This window comes from Streptomyces cyaneofuscatus (assembly GCF_042718795.1).
Classification (GTDB): domain Bacteria; phylum Actinomycetota; class Actinomycetes; order Streptomycetales; family Streptomycetaceae; genus Streptomyces; species Streptomyces cyaneofuscatus_A.
In genome coordinates this window covers 20,513-39,830 of sequence record NZ_JBHXOX010000038.1, presented here as the reverse complement: position 1 = coordinate 39,830, position 19,318 = coordinate 20,513, and the positions used below count along the sequence as shown (strand labels likewise).

The 19,318-nt window shown below is 71.7% G+C and carries 18 protein-coding genes, 1 pseudogene and 1 CRISPR repeat array; of the genes and pseudogenes, 4 read left to right on the top strand and 15 right to left on the bottom strand.

Annotated elements, in window-relative coordinates:
- Positions 1–14: 14 nt before the first annotated feature.
- The 12 genes and pseudogenes from ACFWRT_RS33270 to ACFWRT_RS33215 form a co-directional block, all read right to left on the bottom strand.
- The gene (locus ACFWRT_RS33270; protein ID WP_380955181.1) at positions 15–467 is read right to left on the bottom strand and encodes a conjugal transfer protein TraB; all 453 of its coding nucleotides are present in this window, start codon (positions 465–467) and stop codon (positions 15–17) included.
- Positions 468–483: 16 nt separating this feature from the next.
- Positions 484–3,258, bottom strand: coding sequence for a hypothetical protein (locus tag ACFWRT_RS33265; RefSeq protein WP_380955180.1), 2,775 nt, complete (start codon positions 3,256–3,258; stop codon positions 484–486).
- Between the two features lie 123 nt (positions 3,259–3,381).
- Positions 3,382–3,588, bottom strand: a complete 207-nt coding sequence (locus ACFWRT_RS33260) for a hypothetical protein (RefSeq protein ID WP_359252575.1) — start codon at positions 3,586–3,588, stop codon at positions 3,382–3,384.
- Positions 3,585–4,133, bottom strand: coding sequence for a hypothetical protein (locus ACFWRT_RS33255; RefSeq protein WP_380955178.1), 549 nt, complete (start codon positions 4,131–4,133; stop codon positions 3,585–3,587). The genes ACFWRT_RS33260 and ACFWRT_RS33255 overlap by 4 nt, the downstream gene beginning before the upstream one ends.
- A 135-nt stretch (positions 4,134–4,268) precedes the next feature.
- A complete protein-coding gene (locus tag ACFWRT_RS33250) occupies positions 4,269–5,873 on the bottom strand; it encodes a DUF2637 domain-containing protein (protein WP_380955176.1) in 1,605 nt (534 codons plus the stop codon).
- Between the two features lie 420 nt (positions 5,874–6,293).
- Positions 6,294–6,656 carry a DUF6197 family protein gene (locus ACFWRT_RS33245; protein ID WP_380955175.1) on the bottom strand — a complete coding sequence of 121 codons (363 nt, stop codon included), beginning with the start codon at positions 6,654–6,656 and terminating at the stop codon, positions 6,294–6,296.
- Positions 6,657–6,822: 166 nt separating this feature from the next.
- Positions 6,823–6,996: pseudogene (locus tag ACFWRT_RS33240) on the bottom strand (DUF5999 family protein); the annotation flags it as partial.
- Between the two features lie 192 nt (positions 6,997–7,188).
- Entirely contained in the window at positions 7,189–7,446 is a 258-nt protein-coding gene (locus tag ACFWRT_RS33235) for a hypothetical protein (RefSeq protein ID WP_380955174.1), read from the bottom strand.
- Complete coding sequence (locus tag ACFWRT_RS33230; RefSeq protein ID WP_380955173.1) at positions 7,443–7,601, bottom strand: hypothetical protein; 159 nt, start codon at positions 7,599–7,601, stop codon at positions 7,443–7,445. The genes ACFWRT_RS33235 and ACFWRT_RS33230 overlap by 4 nt, the downstream gene beginning before the upstream one ends.
- Positions 7,602–7,935: 334 nt before the next feature.
- A complete protein-coding gene (locus ACFWRT_RS33225) occupies positions 7,936–8,406 on the bottom strand; it encodes a hypothetical protein (protein WP_380955172.1) in 471 nt (156 codons plus the stop codon).
- Complete coding sequence (locus ACFWRT_RS33220) at positions 8,403–8,936, bottom strand: WhiB family transcriptional regulator (protein WP_381121399.1); 534 nt, start codon at positions 8,934–8,936, stop codon at positions 8,403–8,405. The genes ACFWRT_RS33225 and ACFWRT_RS33220 overlap by 4 nt, the downstream gene beginning before the upstream one ends.
- A 191-nt stretch (positions 8,937–9,127) precedes the next feature.
- Positions 9,128–9,973: a hypothetical protein gene (locus tag ACFWRT_RS33215; RefSeq protein WP_380955170.1), complete on the bottom strand. Its 846-nt coding sequence runs from the start codon at positions 9,971–9,973 to the stop codon at positions 9,128–9,130.
- A gap of 309 nt (positions 9,974–10,282) precedes the next feature.
- Between ACFWRT_RS33215 and ACFWRT_RS33210 the strand changes: the two genes are divergently transcribed.
- From ACFWRT_RS33210 to ACFWRT_RS33195, 4 genes are all read left to right on the top strand, one after another.
- Entirely contained in the window at positions 10,283–11,029 is a 747-nt protein-coding gene (locus tag ACFWRT_RS33210; protein ID WP_380955169.1) for a GntR family transcriptional regulator, read from the top strand.
- Between the two features lie 1,047 nt (positions 11,030–12,076).
- The gene (locus tag ACFWRT_RS33205) at positions 12,077–14,659 is read left to right on the top strand and encodes a hypothetical protein (protein WP_380955168.1); all 2,583 of its coding nucleotides are present in this window, start codon (positions 12,077–12,079) and stop codon (positions 14,657–14,659) included.
- Between the two features lie 163 nt (positions 14,660–14,822).
- Positions 14,823–15,140 carry a DciA family protein gene (locus ACFWRT_RS33200; protein WP_380955167.1) on the top strand — a complete coding sequence of 106 codons (318 nt, stop codon included), beginning with the start codon at positions 14,823–14,825 and terminating at the stop codon, positions 15,138–15,140.
- Positions 15,141–15,161: 21 nt separating this feature from the next.
- Complete coding sequence (locus tag ACFWRT_RS33195; RefSeq protein ID WP_380955166.1) at positions 15,162–15,536, top strand: SPFH domain-containing protein; 375 nt, start codon at positions 15,162–15,164, stop codon at positions 15,534–15,536.
- Between the two features lie 294 nt (positions 15,537–15,830).
- Here ACFWRT_RS33195 and ACFWRT_RS33190 read toward each other — a convergent pair whose 3' ends face one another.
- The 3 genes from ACFWRT_RS33190 to ACFWRT_RS33180 form a co-directional block, all read right to left on the bottom strand.
- Entirely contained in the window at positions 15,831–16,229 is a 399-nt protein-coding gene (locus tag ACFWRT_RS33190; protein ID WP_380955165.1) for a hypothetical protein, read from the bottom strand.
- Between the two features lie 287 nt (positions 16,230–16,516).
- Positions 16,517–18,315: direct repeats of the CRISPR family, unit length 29 nt; unit sequence CGGCTCACCTCCGCTCGCGCGGAGAGGAC.
- A gap of 262 nt (positions 18,316–18,577) precedes the next feature.
- Positions 18,578–18,943: a hypothetical protein gene (locus tag ACFWRT_RS33185; RefSeq protein ID WP_381121397.1), complete on the bottom strand. Its 366-nt coding sequence runs from the start codon at positions 18,941–18,943 to the stop codon at positions 18,578–18,580.
- A gap of 217 nt (positions 18,944–19,160) precedes the next feature.
- Complete coding sequence (locus ACFWRT_RS33180) at positions 19,161–19,292, bottom strand: hypothetical protein (protein ID WP_381121395.1); 132 nt, start codon at positions 19,290–19,292, stop codon at positions 19,161–19,163.
- Between the last annotated feature and the right edge of the window lie 26 nt (positions 19,293–19,318).

Here is a 19,318-nt window from a genome sequence, read left to right as displayed (position 1 = left end):
TGGGTGGGTTGGGGTTAGTTGCGGCGGCCGGTGCGCCGGTAGAAGCCGGGTTTGGCCTGCTGGACTCCGGAGCCGTTGGAGGCTTCGTAGCCGGGGCGGTACTCCTGCTCGTGCGCGCCGTTGAAGCCGCGGGCGTCGGTGTCGACGGAGTCGGCGGCGTTGACCATGTCGCCGGAGGCCTCCGCGACGCCGGTGAGGGCGGTGGAGACGTCCTCGATCATCGAGGTGAAGCGCGGCTCGACCTCGGCCTGGCCGCACATCTCCGCCAGGCGCAGCGCGGCGGTGGAGTTGGCTTCCATGTGGGAGCGGAGCCGGTGCATGCCCTCCTTGAGGAAGAGGGCGGAGGCGGCGAGCTTCGCGGTGCGGCCCGCGAGGGCGAGGAAGCCGAGGCCGCCGCCGCCCGTACCGCCGGTGCTGCTGGCGACGGTGTTGTTCATGCCGGGGATGGCGGGGAGGTTGTCGCTCACGTTCTGATCTCCTCTCTTAGTTCTGGTTGTGGATGCGGGCGGCGGGGACGGCCAGGCCGGTGTCCTCGGTGGCCTGCTGGAGCGGCCGGTAGGCGTCGAACATGGCGTTCTCCGCGCTCTCGGACAGCTCGGCGGCCGTCAGGGACTTGGTGGCCATCTCCCTGGCCTTGCGGTCCAGCACCTCCATCGACTCCGCGAGCTTCGCCATCGCGGCGCCGGTCAGGCGACCGATGACGTTGTGCGTGGAGCGCAGGTCGGCGGCCAGGTCCTCCAGCTCGTACCGGATCTGCCTGGCCTTGGCGGAGAGCTTGTTGCAGGTCTCGTGCGCCGTGAACGACTGCGCGGTGAGCTCCTCGAGGACGTCGAGCGTGTCGTCGAGGGTCACCTCCGTCTGGTGCTGGGCGTCCATGTCCGCGATGCCGCCGCTGCCCCACTGGGCCATCCAGCTGTCGCGGGTGTCGGGCGCAGTGCTCACGCTGTTCTCCTTCGTGCTCGGGTGGTCGGCGGGACCGCCCGCACCGGACGCCGGGCTGGGCCCGGGGGTATCGGCGCGTTCGACCGTGATCGGCCCGGCCTGGGCGGGTACCGCCGTGGCCATGCCCATCGCCTCGAACGGCGTCAGTCGCTGCTGACCGGTGCCCGGCACCGTGCCCCCGCCCACCGAGGCCGGAGCCGTAGCGGGTCCGGTGGCTGCGGCGGCCGGGGCCGGTACAGCAGCAGGACCCGGCGGAGCCGGAGACGGGGGCGAAGCGGTGGCAGCACCGGCAGTTCCGGCCGGCGCGGCGGGCGCGACGGCCGGGGCCGGTGCAGATGCCGGGGGGTTGGGTGGGACCGGCGGCGCGGACGGGGGCGTGGTGGTGGTGCCGGTCGCTGGGGTGGGGACCGTGGTGGTGCGCATCCGGGCGCGTTTGCGGGCTCGCGCCTTGGCCGTGGACCAGGGCGTGCGGCGGGTCGGGGCCTTCGCGGCCGGACCCGACGGTGTCTTCGCTGCGGGCCCGGAGGGAGCCTTCCCGGCGGGGCCGGCGGGCTTGGTGCTGCCGGGCTTGGTGGTCTTGGTCTTCGGGCCGGACTTCTTCTTCGGCTTCCTGACCTTGACCTTCGTGACGACCGGCGGGCCCATCTTCTTGCGGCGGCGCTTGAGCCGCTTCTCAGCGGTCTCGTGCACAGCCTCGCTGAAGGTCGTCCGGCCCCGGGCGGCGGACTTCATCGCCCCTAGGACCTTCCGGCTGTACTCCTTCTTGAAGCGGCGGCAGGCGCGGCAGCGGCAGTCCTGCTTCACCGATGACGCGAACGTGCCGTGCGCGATGCCCGGCGTCAGTACCTGCTTCTTGCCCTTGCGGGACTTCCCGCCCGGTGCCGTGGGAACCGGCGCGGGCACCGAGGCCGGGCCCGTCCCGCCCTTGCCGGAGCGGGCCTTGCCCTTCTTCCCGCCGCCGCGCTTGCTGCCGGGCGCTGTGGTGCCCGAGCCGCTGCCGCCCTTCGACTTCGGCTTCGTCTTCGGGCCGGTGCCCGAGGTGGTAGAGCCGGGCTTCTTGCGCAGGATCCCCGACGGGCCGGTCGTCCCGCGCGGCCACTTCTTCGCGCCGCTCTTCGGCCCGGACGCTGTGCCCTTCCCGGTGCCCGACCCCTTCGGAACCTTCGGGCCGGACGCACCGTACGGACCGGACGTGGACTTCCCGCCCGTCCCCTTCGTAGGGGGTGTGGTCTTGTTCCCCTTGCCCAGGTTGGGGCCCGTCGTCTTGCCGGTGCCCGGACCGTGCTTCTTGTGCGAGCCACCCGCGGACCCCCCGGCACCGGTCCCGGTGCTGCCGGGTCCGCGCTTGCGGTTCAGGACGGAGCCACCTCCGGAGGAGCCGGACCCGCCACCGGGGCCGCGGTTCTTCCTGCCGCCGCCACCGCCGCTGTTGTTCGGCCCCTTACCGGCGCCGCCCGAACCGCCCGAGCCCCCGGACGAGCCGGGGTTGCGGTTCTTCTTGAGGCTGAGGCCGCCGCCCTGCGAGGTGCGCGTCAGCGGGGTGACTCCGGAGCTGTTCTTCTTCGGCGAGTTGGTGCGACCGCCGCCACCGCCGGAGCCTGAACCACCGCCCGGACCCCGTCCTCGGCCACCACCGGAACCGCTGCCGGAGCCGCTGGGCGACTTGGTCGTCGACCCGCCGCGCCCCCGTCCTCCCGAGCCACTGAGCGACCCGCTGCCGCCCCGCCCGGAACGGCCCGGACCACCGGAGCCGGAGCGTCCTGACGAGCCGCCAGGACCGCTCTGGAGGGCCTTGCGGCCGTACTCCGGTCCGGACGGCACCGGCTTCTTCGAACCGTCCTTCAGGGAGCCGTCCTTGCCGCTGCTCGCGGTCTTCGCGACCGCCTCACGCTGCTCCCGGCTGGCCCGGCCCGTGGCGATGCTGGAGTGAATCCCGCGCATCGCCGCAAGGGAGACTGCGAGGACCGCCGCCAGGGACAGCGAGCCGAGCCCCGGCGTTGCGGGTGCCGGGGCGCCCTCCGAGCGGAAGGTCGACGGCACCGCCGCACCGGTCGGAGCCGGGGTCGCGGTGGGCCCCGGAGCGGCGGCGAACGGGGCTCCCTGACCGGGGTCCGGGAGGGTCGCGATGACGCCCATCGGGTCGGTCCGCGTCGCGGGCGCAAACGCCTCCGGGGCGGCCGGGGCGGGGTCTGCGGGGGCGGCGAACGGTACGTCGGCGGGTGCCGGGGCGGGGGGCTCGGCCGGGGGATCGGTGGGAGCCGTGAAGCCCACGCGGGGGAAGTTGATCACGTTGTTGGGGCCGTCGTCGTCGGCCATGACGTCTCCCTCTCGGAGTTGACAGACGGTCACCGCCTGGGGCACCCTCGCGCGCGCACGACACGCGCGCGCCTTGGGGTGCTCCGGGCGGTGGGGAGGAGGCGGTGATGAAGAAGAACTTCGTCACCCTCCGTGCTGCTTGTAGAAGTCGTGCAGTACCTGGGTGAGCGCGGGCCACAGGCTCGGCCTGCCCTCGCGCTCGGCCTGGCGGGCCAGGGTCCGGCACGCGTCGTACCAGACCCCGGCCCGCTCCTGATCGGTCGTGGCCTCGGCAACCCGCCCGTTCCAGTGCTTCGCACGGTTTTGCGTCTGCCGAGGCGTCGTCGTCACTGCCCCTCTCCCTTCGCGAAGTAGTCGTTGATCGTGCTCGTCGGCCGCTCACCGCCGGCCGCCATCGGCCACTGCTGCCAGGGGTTGTCCGGGGCCACGAACTCCGCCGGCCTCGCCTGCGGAACCGTGCCGCCGGGCTGCTCCTGGGGGGTGTTGAGCGCGGTCACCGTGCGGTTCAGCGACCCGGCGACGGCCGCGCCGACGGCGGCCTGGCGGCCCTGCTTGCGCTCCAGGCGCTTGGCCTCCGCGACCGCCCTGCGCTGCGGGAGCTCCAGGACCTCGTTGACGTAGGTCGCGTACAGGGCCTCGGCCTTGGCCGCGGCCTCGGTGGACGCCTTCTCCATGGCCTTGAGCTGCCGGGCGACCTTCCAGGCCCGCAGCCTCTTGGCCATCCAGCGGTCGCCCTCGATCGGCGTCTGCTGGAGGCGGCTGCGCACGATGCCGGCGATCTGCCCGTATTGCTGGGCGTCACGAACGTGCTGGTCGCGGACGGTCGCGGTGAAGGCCCGCAGGCCCTCATCCGTGAACAGGGCGTTGATATCCATGAGGGGGTTCTCCTTCTGGGGGCGGGGGCGATCTGGGAGGCTTTGTCGTGGCGTTGCGGCGCCTTCACCGCGTCCCCGAGGCGCTGTCTTCGTCTCGGGGGCCGGTGGAACCGTCGAACGGCCTGTTGGTGCAGGTCACTGCCCCGGCACGTAGCCGTCCGCCAGCAGCTGGGCGGCTTCGGCGCGGTACTCGGATGCAGTGCCGGGGGAGCTGAGCAGCAGCTCGTGCTGGATGTCGGCGAGGGGCAGGCTCTCGGCGTCGCCGCCGACGGCGAGGATCATCCGGGCGACCTTGCGCAGCCCCCGCTCGCGCGGCTTGAGCCGTGCGATGTCCTCGGCTTCGACCGCGGCCCGCTCCATTTCGGCAGCAGCCCGCCGCGTTTCGGCAGCGGCCATCGCCGTTTCGGCGGAAGCCTTGCGGGCGGCCTCGATACCGGCGGCGGCGACCTCCTGCCGCTCGATCTCCTCCGCCTCCAGGCGCGCCGTTTCGGCAGCAGCCCGCCGCGTTTCGGCAGCAGCCTTCTCCGTTTCGGCAGCACGCCGGTCGGCTTCGGCAGCAGCCCGGCGGGCTTCGGCGATGGTCCGGGTCTCGACCGCCTGCGCTTCGGCGGCGGCGACCCGGTCGGCCTCCGCCGCCGCCTTCCGCTTCTCGGCTGCAGCGGCTTCCAGCTCGGCCGTACGGAGGTCAGCGTCGGCCGTCGCCTCGCGGGCTTCGGCCTCCTCGCGCTCGGCCTCGGCCACGCGGGTGCGGGCCTCTGCCTGGACGACGGTCTCCAGCGCCGCCTCGTCCCGGGCGGCGGCCTTCTCCGCGGCGCTGATCTGGGCCTTGGAGTGCGCGCGGGCCATGCCCTTCTCGCTGTCCACCCGGGCCCTCACCGTTTCGAGCTGGCCGTCGGCCTCCAGGCGCTCGGCCTCGGCCCTCTTCTCGGCGAGCTGCTTGCGCGTCGTCGCCTCCAGGCGCCGCCGCTCGGCCTCCTCCTCGCGCTGCTCCGCGTCAGCTTCTTGCTGGTCAGGCATGGCGAGGGCCTCGCGGACGGTGTAGCCGTAGGGGGCCATCTTCATCGGCAGGCGCTCATCGTCGGTGGCCTTGGACAGGTCGCCGCTGTACTTGCGCTTGAGCCACTGCTCATAGGCCAGGAGGTCCTGCTCACGGCGGACCATCTCCGGATAGGAGGCCACCCCCCACAGCCGCATCCGCCGGTAGATCCGGGGCGTGGCGAACGGCGCCAGCACCCAGCGGATCAGCGGAATCGCATCGCGGCCCTCCCGGCCGGGGCGCACGATCCGGTCGATCGCATCCCGGCCGACCTCCACGATCATGATGAACAGGACCGGAACGACACCGTGCGCGAACGCGGCAACGTAGTCCACCAGCTCCCACGGCCGGTTCTTCGGCGCGGCGGAAGCAGCGTTGAGGACGACGGTTGCGCTGGTCAGGAGCCATACCGGGTAGCGGATCCAGGTGATGGGCCGCTTGAGCCAGGCCATCAGCAGGTCGACCGCGATCATCACCATGATCCCGACGTCGACACCGACCGCGAACAGCTGGCCCTTTTCCAGCGACCCGAAGCGCAGCTCCTCGTGCGCAAAGCTCGCGACGTGCGCGAACGACAGGTAGAGGCCGATGCCGGCGAGCACCAGGGCGAAGACGATGATCCCGCCGATCGCCAGCTTCTGCATACCCGTCAGCGGACCGCGCGGGACGGCGGGAGCGGTCTCGTCCGGATTCCGCTTCTGCATCTCCGAACCGAAATCCGGCGTCTCCGAAACGGGTCCGGGCGTTCCCGAAACGGCGGCCGGTGTCTCCGAAACGGCGGTCGGCGCGGGCGAAACGGGGTCAGGTTCGGCCGCGGTGTGCGGCCACTCGGTGATCGTCATGGAGGCCTCCGGAATGAGGGATGCAGGGCGTAAACGAATCGGGAGGCGCTGCCCCCGAAACGCGGGCGGCTGCTCCCGAAACGGGGCGGGGTGGAGACGAAACGGGGGTCGACGTGGCTCACCGCTCCTGGCTCAGGTCTGTCTCCGCGAGGTTCAGCGCGGCGGGAGCACCGGCCGCCTGGACGGCGGGTGGCCGGTGCTCCCGAAACGCTGCCGGGCGGATACGAAACGCAGAGGGCCGGGGCCGGAACGCGGGACGGCTCGGCTCGGATACCGAGGGGGTCAGGCCGCTGCGGCCTGTGCGGGTCCGTAGGTGCGGGCGAAGACGGCAGCGGCAGCCAGCAGACCGAAGACCTCCTCGGCCGGGCGGGCCGGGTGCTGGTCCCATGCCTCGTAGTCGGCGGCCGGTGCACCGGTCAGGGCCCGGATCAGCAGCTCGAAGATGCGGCGCAGCGCGTAGCGGGTGTCGGTGGTGAACCGCTGCTCGGGGTCGGTGCGCACCGCGTGGGCCAAGGCGTCGCCGAGACCGCGACAGGCCATGAAAGAGGGGTCCCAGCCCGCGGCGCGCAGCCAGTCGGCGGCGGCCTCGGCGTGGGAGGCGATCAGTTCGCCGGTCATCGGCACCCCGCTGAGTCCCCCGGACATCCACTCGGCGCAGCAGCCGTCAGACCGGCCACGCGGCACCGGTGACCCGGGCCGCCATCACCGCGTCGAGCGCGGCCAGATTGCTCTTGCCGCTGCGGCTCGTGCCTCCGATGAACGAGGCGGTGTCCGCGCCCCGGAGGAGCGGGGTCCTTCCGACGGTGTCGGTGGGCCGGTGCGGGTAGACGACCTGGCCGTCGGGGAGCAGCGCTCCGGTGTCCTCCCAGAGCAGCAGGGAGTTGCACAAGAGGCTCCAGCCCTGCTCCGGGTGGGCAGCTACGACGTGCGCGGCTTCCCGGTCGGGGCTGTCGGCGCTCGGGCATCGGGGGGTGTGCTGGCACAGCGAGTCGGGGAGCCCGGTGGTCGTCGCGGGTTCGGGGTGGGTGGTGTTGCGCATGGGCTCTCCTCCGGAAGGGGGGCGAGGTGGAGCGGGCTGTCCGGCTCCCCTTCACCGCCGCGCCCCGCCCGCCCCGACTACGCGCACGGGGCGCGGCGGGGTGGGCGGGGCGCGGCGGATCAGGCAGCTGGCAGACCGTCAGGCCGCTGCCGGGCGGGGCGGGCGGATGCAGGTAGCGGCGTGTTCGCTGGCGAACTCGAGGCTGAGGAGGGCCCAGGCGTATTCGCCCCAGCCGGTGCAGTCACTGCTCAGGGAGCCGTCACTGTCCTGGTAGACGTGCACGTCGGCCCCGCCCCCGGTGGGGATGCTGGACAGGAGCACGGGGGCCGGCGGGGAGACGTACTCGGCCTCCGTCCCGGCGGTGCGACTGGCGGAGCTGATCGGGGTGACGGTCATGACGTGCCCTTCTTCTCGCGGAGGTGGGTGAGGTAGGCGTCCTGCAAGCGGGTGAACCGCTCCCAGAGCTGCGCCCCGGCGGGGCAGTTGGGCTGGGTGGTGGTGCAGGTGCCGCAGTGGGCGGCATGGTCAGCCCAGGTGCGATGGGTTGCCATGTAACGGGTGTAGAGGTCAGCCACTTCGGGCTTCCTGTGCAGGAGTGGGGGAAGGGTGGGTGTCGGCGACGCGATGTCCCCGGTCCCACGCCCTGGCGGCCGCCGTTGAGGCGACCACCAGGAGCGTGAGAGTGAGCGGGTGAGCCAGTCCGTAAGCGGTGATGGCCCGGACCGCGTCGCGCTGAGCGGTCCGGGCCGCCCTTATCCGGTGGGGCATCAGTGGTCTACTTCTTGCCGCCGCACTGGCACGGCTCGTGCCGCACCGACTGGAACGGCTTGCCGTCAGCACCGGTGCTGTTGACCGTGACCAGGCGTGGGGGGTGTCCGCAGCTGCTCATGAGGCAGACGCCCGCAGAGACGCCGTCGGCGCCGGAGCAGCCCGGCCGCAGCGGCACCGCCACCAGCCGCACAGCACGCACGCGTCGTCCGCGCTCGCCTTCGAGACGGCCGGGACGAACGTGAGCTCCCGGGTCATGCGCAGCACGGGCTGCCGGGTCAGGCCGGGGTCCATCTCGGCAAGCGTGCGTCGCGCTCGGCGGCCTGCGGTCCCAGCTCGGTGGTCCCCGTCGGCAACGAGGCGCTGGACGAGCTGGTGGTGCGAGGTATCGGACTCGTCGCGCTCGTACCCGCGACGGTTGTCCTCGTCCTCCATGCCGCCCCAGCCGCCCCCGGCCACGGAGGCGAGGCGCGGCCGGTGGGCGGAGAGGCCGGGCCGGATGCCACAGCGGCAGGTCTCGAAGTTCCCCTCGCAGTTCGGGCACGTACCGGTGGCCGACGGCCGGGTGGGAAGGGTCGCGGTCGTCATGCCGCCACCCCCCAACCGGCGCGCGCCCGGCGGGCGGTACGGACCTTGGCGATCTGGAGGCTCAGCGACCGGATCCGGACATTGTGCTCCTGCTGGACCACGGCCGCCGGCACACGCTTGCCGTCCCGTACGCGCTCGGTGGACGTGGTGGCCACGACGTGCCGCTGCGCCATGAGCATGTCGAGCTGGCTGCCTTCGGTGTCCCGGTCGGCGTCGACCGCGACGGCCAGCCGTACGGCGTGGGCGACTCGGGCGGCGGCCAGCTCGGGACCGGTCAGCCCGCCGCGTACGATCTCGTCGGCGCCCGGGTCGCCCTCGCCGACGCGGAGGGCGAGTTCCTCGCACGCGGCGCGGACCGGGCAGGCCGCGCAGGTGCGGAGCGCGGCGGTACGGCGCGGGGCCCACTCGATGTCCGTCTCACCGTCGATGCGGAAGAAGGCGTCGATGTCGATGCTGGTGCAGGCCGCACCGGCGTCGACCGCCGCCTGGAGTACACCCCGCCGCAGGTGCCGGGCCGTGGCTGATGTCATCCTGTGCATGCGCATGTTGCCCTTCTTGGAGGGTGATCTGCGAAGACGCACCCCCGGGGCCGTAATCCCTGGGGGTGCGTCGCTGTTCGGGGCCGGTGAGCCCCACGGCTGCTATACGAGCAGCCACGGCCCCGGCCATCCCGTACGACGGGGGATGGCCGGGGCCGTGGTCGTTCGTCTCGGTGAACGGGTCAGATCGACGGCGCGGCCGTGGTCTTCCGGGCGTACTGCTGACCCAGTACGGCCTGCCGCTGGTCGTGCACCTGCTGGTTCGGCGGGGAAAGCGGAACCTCCGGGCCACGGAACTCCGAGACGGAGCCCGGACTGCGTTCCCGGACAACGTTGTTGGCCTCCTCGACCGCCGTACCGCCACGCTTCGTCAACGAACTCCTCGTTTTGGCCGTGGTCTCGGTGTACCGGCTCCATGTCCGGGCCGTCCGATGCCGCGCAAGTAAGGCATCAACGCGGGCATCGCGGACTCGCTGGCCCTCGGCCTGCTCCCGCTCGGCGTACAGAGCGGCGATCCGGGCCCCCTCCACACACCGGTGCAAGCCCGCGCACCTACCGGTCTTGCCGCTGTCCCGGCACCTCCGCAGGTGGGAGCGGTACGCGGACAGAGCCTCGACCGGCGTGCCGGGGGCCGAGGACATCCTCGCGATCGGCTCGGCCGGCGCCGGGATCGGCTTGTAGTGCTGGCGGGCGGAGCGGCGGCCCGTCGCCGTGCTGTCGGCGGCGAGCATCGCCTCAGCCCACCGCTCGACGGTGATGTCGAGGAGGACCGACTGGTTGCTGCCGGGGCACCGGGTGTGCTCCTGGCAGTCGGTGCCGCCGCCCGTGCATCCGCGGGCGCAGTGCTCGCGGATCTTGAGCTGCGTTTCTCCCATCAGCCGCCACCAGCGCTCGCAGTCGGGGCAGACGATCGATTTGGTCTCTCCCTCGCGGAGGTTGATGTTCTGAGGCTTCATCATGCTGAGCAGCAGCGGGGGGCGTCGGTTGTCGCGCCTGGTGCGGACGCGGCCGGGGCGGGTACGGGACATCGGTCCTCCTCGTTCAGAGCCAGGTGCGGTGCTGCTCTCTCCGCCCTCCAGGTCCGACCGAGTACCGGAGTACCGGGCGGTCCTGGCTGACGGACAGCGCAACGTCGCTGTTCAAAGGCAAAACGGGTGGAGCTATTCGGTACAGGAGTCGCCGACCGGGGGAGCGCGGGCTCAACCCCTTGCCGCCACCATGGGAGGTGGTGACACCTGCTGTTTCGTAGTGACGCCCCAAACAATGAACCCTTCTAGAAGGGTTGTCAACCCTTCTAGAATCATGTTCACTGAGCAGCATCAACTAGAGGAGTCGCAGTGTCTTCACCTACGCAGCCGCCGAAGTGGCGACAGATCGCGGACGAGATCGCCGCAGAGATTAGGGATGGGCGCTACGGGCCTGACCAGCGACTCCCTTCGGTACAAGCGCAGGTCGCGGCGGGAAGGGGAGCCACAGCTACGGTTCATCGCGCATACCAGGCACTAGAGGCGGAAGGACTGGTGCGAATGGTTTTCGGGAGCGGCACCGTAGTGCTCGGCCCGGGCGACTCGCCGCACACTGTGGTTACAGGCGCAGCTCGGCTTGAGCGGCTTCGCCGGACGGGACAACCGCTGACGCCGGGCGAGACCTACGTGAATGCCCGGTCGACCATTCGCTCCTGTGCCGATGCGGAGATCGCGACGCTTCTGGGCATCGAGCTGTATGACGAAATTGTCATCCGCAGCCGTACCTTCATGCGCGGCGAACGAGCAATTGCCCTGGCCCTTAACTGCATTCACGTTCGAGCGCTGGCTGTTCTGCCTGAACTGATGGACTCCGGGCCCATGCCGAAGTTCCGCCACGATCTCTACGCTGAGCGCACAGGCCGCCAGTTGACGGCTGGCCCCCAGAGGAGCGCTGCCCGGTTCGCATCAACAAACGAGCTCGCCGAGTTCGGTATCGACGTGCCACCCGACGTCCCCGTTCCCGTGCTTGTTCTCCGCACGGTCTTCTCGGACGATGACGGTCCCCTTGAAGTCTGGGAGGACATCCTCCGCCCCGGGATGTGGCACACCGGGCCGTAAGCCCAGTCTCGCTCGGAACGCGGACCGAACCCTCTCCGCGACAGAGGTGAAATGACGTCAGCAGGTCGTTGAGGTAGTGGTATCGACACGACTCACCCAAGGTCCGGCGGGATGGGTTCCCAGCGGTAGGGTGGCCTCTGACCTAGATCAGAAATGCGAGTGGTCCCGTCGACCGGCTTGGCAACCGGGAGGGACCACTCGGGCCAAAGACCTTGTAGTGGGGGTCGTTTGGCCGGCCGCTTGCTCCTACAACCCAGGAGGTGGCGACGTGTTCAGGGTACCCGTACCCGCACGCGCACACACTGCACCCCGCCGTGGGGTCAGCGACCTCGGTCGCTGGTCCTTCGACGGGGTGTTCGTGCTGCCTGAAAACGCCCCCGCCCGCGCCTCTGTCGAGGGGGTCGGGATGCAGTAGGTCCTCTTGGGGCGGCACCCATAGGGTCTGCCGCCCCGGGCCTCCGAGCCGCGAAGCGATTGCAGTCGCTTCGCCTGGAGCGCCCTTCTGACACCGGAGGAGCCTGCCAGGGCCCCTCTGAAGGGATTGCCCGTCCGGTGCCACCCGGTCGAGCGGTTCAACATCAGGTTTCGGGACGAAACCAGAAGCCCTCACTGGGGCTTCGTCGTGCCATGAGGCGATGCCCCCGACACGGGAGTCATTGTGCACGACGTTTCGTGCGGCGGCCAGCTTCGGCATGCCCGCGCGCTCCAGATCCGGGCGTATTTCCAACGCCCGGCACTCGGCCATGTGACCGATTTCACGGCTGTTCCCGCCCTTCGGCGGGCTCCTCGGCATGTCCCGTACGCGGGTTCCCGCACCGGCGGGGCTGGCGTACGGCAGTGGCGTACGGCCGTTCTGGTCGATTCGCTGACCGCTTTCTCCTCCAGCCCTGTCACACCGGAGACGATCTTCGGACTTGGGCTGGGTATGCACGTTCGCCTCGTCCTCGTCCCGTCCGGTTCCCCGCCTTCCATCCGATGCGCCGTACGAGTACGCCCGCAGAGGATCGTGGCCCCTGCGGGTTCCACTCTCGCCGGGGCGGTGGGCCGGTGAGCGCCGCGGCGGCACCGGCGGCGCTCCCGCGCCCTCGTACGTTCGCCGGTGGGGCTGGCCGGGGTCGGCTGCGGTCGGTCCCGGCGCAGGCCGGGCCGGTCCCGAAGCGGGCGGCGGGTCATCCGCTGTCGCTCGGCCGGGACGCGCGTGCCCGGTTGGGCGGAGCGGTACGGGCCCTGCTGGATGCGGCCGGGCTGGAGGGTGCGTCGGACGCGGTGCGCCTGGCGGTCCTGGTGCTGGCGTCGCGGACGCCGTCGGAGACGGGTGTGGTCGAGATCCGTACCTCGGAGCTGGGCCGGTGGATCGGGGTGTCCGCGTCGTACGCGGCCTCGGTGGTGGTGCCGGGGCTGCGCGACTCGGGTGTGGTGTCGGTGGAGACGGCGGAGGGCGAGTTCGGTCAGGACACCGGGCTGGAGTGCAAGGTGCGGCCGCTGTGGGGGGCGCAGGGCGTGCTCGGGCACCCGCTGAGGCTGGGCAAGAAGGAGTACGTGACGCTGAAGCGGCTGATGGAGGCCGTGATGGGGCCCGGGTGGAAGCACCGGGACGGCCGGGTCACTCCGGCCGGGCTGCTCGGTACACGCACTGGTCGGGGCGCCGCGACGGATCGTCTCGCGCTGCTGTTGCTGGTGCTGGTGGCGCGGGAAACCGGGCGGGTGCGGCAATGCGGCGGGACCGTGGACACCAAGCGGGGCCGCGCGGCGGCGACGGTGGCCCGGCTGCTCGGGTGCACCGCGTCGGCGGGGGAGCGGGTGCTGGAGCGCCTGGAGCAGCGGGAGCTGGTGCTGCGGGTGCGTGTGCGGACGGGCTCGGGCTTGCGGAACCGGTCGCGGCTGATGGTGCCGGCGGTCGCCGCCGCTCACGGCCGTACGGTCGCCGATGACGTCCTGGAGGACCGTGCGCGGGCCCCGGAGCCCGAGTTTTCAGACCCCGACGGTGTGGCAGGGGCTGGTGAAGTGCCGGAGCTGGCCGAAGAGTCGCAGATCAACGGCGTGCCGGTGACGGGTGTCGCGGATGTGGCAGACCCCGACGTTGCGGCAGCCCTTCACACTGATCACCCTTCTCCGGTTACTCCCGGCTCTCCTCTGTCGCTCTCTGGTGGCTTTTCCGGCTACGGCCGTGGGGGTGAAGGCCGTCGGACGGAGCGCGCGTGCACGGGCGAGGACCGGGCCGTCGACGGCGAGAGCGTCGCTGCCGAGACCGGGTCGCCGGTGGCAGGGGGCGGCCCGCTCCGCGGGGAAAAGCCGCAGAAGTCCCCGGTCGATGAGCGGGGGGAGAAGCCTGCTGCGGGGGCTGGGGCCGGTAGCAGGCCGAAGGCCGCAGGGTGGGCAACGGCGCAGCAGCGGAGGCGGGTCGCCCTTCCGGCTGATCTTCGTCTGCGGGTAGCGCTGGGGCCAGTGACGTGGCTGTGGGAGCGGCTGTCGGGGTGGCAGCAGGACCAGGTGGAGGCCGCCGCGAAGGCGGAGCTCGCGCAGATGGCGGGCCTGGGTGTGGCGCGGGAGGGCGCGGCGCGGCTGCTGGCCGACCGGCTGACCGACCGCCTGGCGGAGACCGGTGGCGAGGCGATGGTCACCGGGCCGTACGGGTGGCTGATTCGCCGGGGCCTGCCCCAGCGTCGGGCCTGCTCGCACCGCAAGTGCGACGACGGTGTCCGGCTCGACACTGGCGAGGACTGCGAGAACTGCGGCAACGTCATCCACCTGCGCCGTGCCTGGCGTGCCCGGATCGGCGCGGACATCGACCGGGAGCTGCCCGGCCTGGCCGACGGCGAGCGCCGCCGCGTCCTTGAGGAGCGGCTGCGCGAGCGGGCCGCCATTGAGGCGGAGGACCTCTCCTGGCGCCGGGAGCAGGCCCGTGCGGAGCGGGCCTGGCGCGATGCGGCCCGTGCGGCAGCCGCTGAGCAGGCGGAACGCGAGCGGCAGACCGCGGCCGCCGCCGACGTTGTCCGCCGGGTGCTGGCGTGTGAGGACTGCGGGCGCGGCCAGGCGGCCGGGCTGTGCGAGGCGTGCGACCACCGCCGTCAGACCGAGTCCCTGATCGGCGAGGCAGGCCTTCTCGCGGCGGCCGGGGTCGCCGACCTGAGCGACCCGGCCAGCATCGCGGCCGCCGTAGCCGGGGCCCGTACGGCCATCGAGGACAGCACCGCCGCCGCGTGGCAGGAGTTCCTTCAGATCACCGACGTGGCCACCCTGGAGGCCGATCCGCAGGCCGCTGCGGACGCGTACGCGTTCACCGCGTTCCAGGCCGTGCAGCTGGCTGTCGGCGCGTACCAGGATGACGCCCTGGCGGTGCTGTGCCGTACTCCGGAGGCCGAAGCCGAGGCCCGCCGGGCGTACCGGGCCGAGCAGGGCCGACCCTGGTTCCAGCACCACCCGACCGGCGCGGACGCCGTCGCCGCCGCGACTAACGCCGCCGCGACGGCGAGGGAGCGCGTAGCCGAGCAACTGCTGGCGGCACGGCTGAAGCAGCTGCACGAGCGGTCCGCCGCCCCGGCCCGCAGGCCCGCGTCGTGGACGGAGCGGCTGCCCGGACTCGCCGGACGCCCGCTGGGCGGCGACGCCACCGGGGCGGTGATCGCATGACCGGCGAGCTAAGCGGCGTCGACCTCGCCCGTCAGGCCTCATCGCGGCCCGGGAGGCGGCGAGGAAGAACGGCGCCACCCAGACGAAGAAGCCCAAGCGGCGCACCACCACCGTCGTACGCCGTGACGGCCGCGAGCCGCTCGGGCTCGGTGCGGCCATCGGCATGATGATGACCGAGCGCGGCATGGCCGCCTCCGTCGCCGGCGGAAACGTCCTCGCCAGCTTCGACGCCATCCTCGCCGCGGTCGTGCCCGAGCTCGCCGGGCGGGTCCAGGCCGTCGCCTTCGACGCGGAGACCGGTCGCCTGGACGTCGTCCCCGACCTTCCGGCAGCCGGTACGCAGCTGCGCTGGAGCGCGCCGAAGCTGATCGCGGCGGCCAACGAGCGGGTGCCCGGCGCGAACGTCCGCGCCCTGCACGTCCTGGCACCCGCCCCCGCAAAGGCTGGCCCCGCCACGGCGGCCTCCGAACCGGCCCCGTAGCCGACCGCACCCGACGCACCGATGCAGCGCGCGGATCCGCCGGAGGGCTACCGCGAAGCCATCACCGCCCACCGCGCCACCTGGAACGCCACCCGCCAGCGCACCAGCCCCGAGATCCAGGCGGCCGCCGAACGGCAGCTCCGCGACCGGATCCGGGAACCGGAGGAGAACTTCGCCGACGGCCGCCAGGCCCTCGAGGAGCTCCGCGCCAAAGCGGCCGCCGAGCAGCAGGTGCGCCCCAGCGACGCATCCCGGGCACGGGCCCTGCAACGCCTCGAGGCTGAACGGGCCGGGCTGTCCACCATCGCCCCGGCGACCGAGCCCCGGATTCTGGGGGCACCGCATGAACGGGGTTGCCTGGGCGCGGCTGCGACCCTCGGTCGCCACACAGGGTGACCACTACGCCTCGGATTCCTGGCCATGCGGCTCACCTCCGCTCGCGCGGAGAGGACAGGCCGAACTGCGGTCCCAGCATCAGTGGGTTCGGCTCACCTCCGCTCGCGCGGAGAGCACGACAAGCTGATGGCCTGTCACCTCGCGTAAGGGCCGCCCGACCGTCAAGTCTCCCTGGCCTGCTGCCTGATCTGCTTCAGACGCCTCAAGAAGCCCCGGTCATGACCGCGTTACGTGCTCATAGCGGGCAGAACGTGCTTTATGGCGCCGATCTTGCCGTCGGCTACATCATCTTCGTTAGGATTTGGTGGGCGGCCTGTCGTCGATGCCGGCGCGACATCCTTCGAAGTAGGCGTCTTGGTCGGCAGAGTCGGTGTACTCCTGCTGTGACCAGTCACGGCAGTGGCTTGCGACCTGCAGGGCAACCGTGAGGGTGTCGTCCTTCGGATTCGCCTTGGGCTGCCCGGTGACCGGGTCGAAGATGATGGCCTTCTCCGTGCTCTTGAACTCCGGGTCGGTGCGACGTTCCTGACCGTGGGCGTAACCGTCCATGTATGGAGTGATCGCCGGGGCCTGGGTGATCGTGGGCGCGGCCGTAGCGCTGGCTTCGGCCTTCGACTCAGGGCTGCTGCCGCCGCAGGCGGTGAGCAGTAGGGTTGCGGATAACGCGGTGATCGCCGCTATAGCTGTGCGCATGGCTCGGTGTGCTCCTTCATGGGCTGTGTCGCGCGATCGTGGATTCTACGGCCTCCAGACATGCCTTCGGCTCCCCCGATTTCTGCGAGGGCGGGGTGCGTTAGGCGCTCAGGCTCACCTCCGCTCGCGCGGAGAGCACGGCCCCCGCCGACGTCGGCGGGGGCCCTCCTGCGGCTCACTTCCGCTCGTGGAGAGCACCCTGTGGCCCGGGGAGACGGTGTACTGCGTCACGGCTCCTTCGCTCGCGCGAAGAGCACGCCGCACCCGTCGGAGCGAGCACGACCAGCACGGCTCACCTCCGCTCGTGCGGAGAGCACGCGACGTAGTCGGTCTCCAGCGATCCGCTGATCGGCTCACCTCCGCTCGCGCGGAGAGCACGCGTCCAGGTCGCCCGTCACCGAGTCGGACCGCGGCTCACCTCCGCTCGCGCGGAGAGCACTGGGGTCCGTCCCAGACCGAGATGCCCCGGGACGGCTCACCTCCGCTCGCGCGGAGAGGACAGGAGGTACACGCCGTCGCCGAGGCCGACGGCCGGCTCACCTCCGCTCGCGCGGAGAGGACAGCTCGTCCCACCCGAAATCCACGTCCTCGAACGGCTCACCTCCGCTCGCGCGGAGAGGACGTCACCTTCGACGGCGACGCGATGCCGAGCGCCGGCTCACCTCCGCTCGCGCGGAGAGGACGAGGGGTCCGCGCCGATCGGCACGACGACCCGCGGCTCACCTCCGCTCGCGCGGAGAGGACCACATGATCCAGCGCGTGGACACCGGGCTGATCGGCTCACCTCCGCTCGCGCGGAGAGGACCACATGATCCAGCGCGTGGACACCGGGCTGATCGGCTCACCTCCGCTCGCGCGGAGAGGACCTGGTCCGGAACTGGATCAGGTGACTGCCCTCCGGCTCACCTCCGCTCGCGCGGAGAGGACGCCGCCCGGAGGTAGCCCCGGAGGAACCGGACCGGCTCACCTCCGCTCGCGCGGAGAGGACCGGGTCTCGGAGCGCCGGTTGGCCTCTCCGACCGGCTCACCTCCGCTCGCGCGGAGAGGACCGAAGGTCGTGCGGCGCAGCCGCTCCCCATTGCGGCTCACCTCCGCTCGCGCGGAGAGGACGACGGCCGCCGCGAGGATCAGCCGCACCTCCGCGGCTCACCTCCGCTCGCGCGGAGAGGACCGGGACCGCAGGAGCGGACTCGGTCACCGCGGCGGCTCACCTCCGCTCGCGCGGAGAGGACTGCCGGTGGCCCTTCTCGGCCGGGCGGACCGACGGCTCACCTCCGCTCGCGCGGAGAGGACAGCTACCGATCGGAGGCGGCGGCCCCGGGCTCCGGCTCACCTCCGCTCGCGCGGAGAGGACGAGTATCAGGCGTCCAGCGACGTGCTCGGCCGCGGCTCACCTCCGCTCGCGCGGAGAGGACACCCGGTCGTCCCAGGCGGGGCTGGTGAGCAGCGGCTCACCTCCGCTCGCGCGGAGAGGACTCCTTCTCCGTGACTTGGCCGTCCTTGGCCTTCGGCTCACCTCCGCTCGCGCGGAGAGGACTTGAACAAGTCTCCGATCGCGGGCCCCAGGAGCGGCTCACCTCCGCTCGCGCGGAGAGGACGTGGTCTCCCGCCGCCACATCGCGGACACCGACGGCTCACCTCCGCTCGCGCGGAGAGGACGCGGTCAGTGGGGTGCTACTTGCGGCGGCGGGCGGCTCACCTCCGCTCGCGCGGAGAGGACAGCGGAATAGCGGTCGCGCATGGCACCATGTCCGGCTCACCTCCGCTCGCGCGGAGAGGACGGCCACAAGCATGGTGCGGAATCCCGTGATGACGGCTCACCTCCGCTCGCGCGGAGAGGACGTGTGGTGGCCCGCCCTTGTCATGCGGCCTGGCGGCTCACCTCCGCTCGCGCGGAGAGGACGGATGGCGGAACACGGGATGAAGGCCCCCGAACGGCTCACCTCCGCTCGCGCGGAGAGGACTGGAACATGCGGGACTCCAGGAACTGGGAGTCCGGCTCACCTCCGCTCGCGCGGAGAGGACTGCCTGGCCCGGGCGCTGGCGCCGCTCGAGGACGGCTCACCTCCGCTCGCGCGGAGAGGACCCTTCGCGACCTGCCCTTACTCGGGCGCTTTGCCATCTCTTTGCAGATCGTTTTCGTCCACGGATCCCGATTCGTTGCCGTTGCGCAGCGAGTGTAAAGGCGCGCTGCTCATCTCGGTTCTGCCTCGGGGTATTTGGGGGCCGGTGTCAGTGGGGGCGCTATCTCTAGCCACGGCACCCCGCGCCCCGCCGCCGTCGACCGGTAGGTCGCGACGGCACCGAGCCGGCCTGTGCGTCCGGAGAGATGCCACCCGACGAGAGGGTCAGCTCGTCCAGGTCTTGATCTGAGCAGCGACCTCGCGCACCGGGAGACCGTCCCGGGCGGCGTTGGCTAGCGGGAGGACGGTGTCCAGGCCAGGGCTCACCGGCATCCCGCACGCTGACAGGTAGGCCGCGGTCACCGTGGCCGCGAACAGCAGATTCCGTTTCTCCAGGCTCGGGTTTCGCGCCAGCTCGCACAACAGAGCCGCGGCCTTGTGATGCGGCTCGGGATACACCTCGTGGTCCAGGACTTCCGCCCGATGACGTGCTTCGGCTGCTACCGGCACCCCGTAGTCGACGACCTGCGGATCCCCCGGGACCTGCTGCGCCACCGCCAACATCCAGGCGAGATCGATGCGAAGATTCACGCGGCGTCCCGCGGCGCGCTCTCGGCCAGCCCACGAGACGTAAATACCGGGCCAGGACTCCTCCGACGGCTCACCTCCGCTCGCGCGGAGAGCACACGGTCCGCCCGGAACGGATCGAGACCGAGGCCGGCTCACCTCCGCTCGCGCGGAGAGCACACCGCCGGTACCCGGGCGGGCGGTGAGACCGACGGCTCACCTCCGCTCGCGCGGAGAGCACTCAGCCCTGGCGCAGCGCCGAATCCGGTTCATCGAAGCAGACAACGCCCAGTTCGTCCGCGAACTCCGTGAGCTCAAGACCAAGTAGCCGCCACTCTGCGCCGTGCAGAGTGAGGATCGTTTCCGTGGTCATGGTCTCTCCTTGGGAAGTTTCGGTTG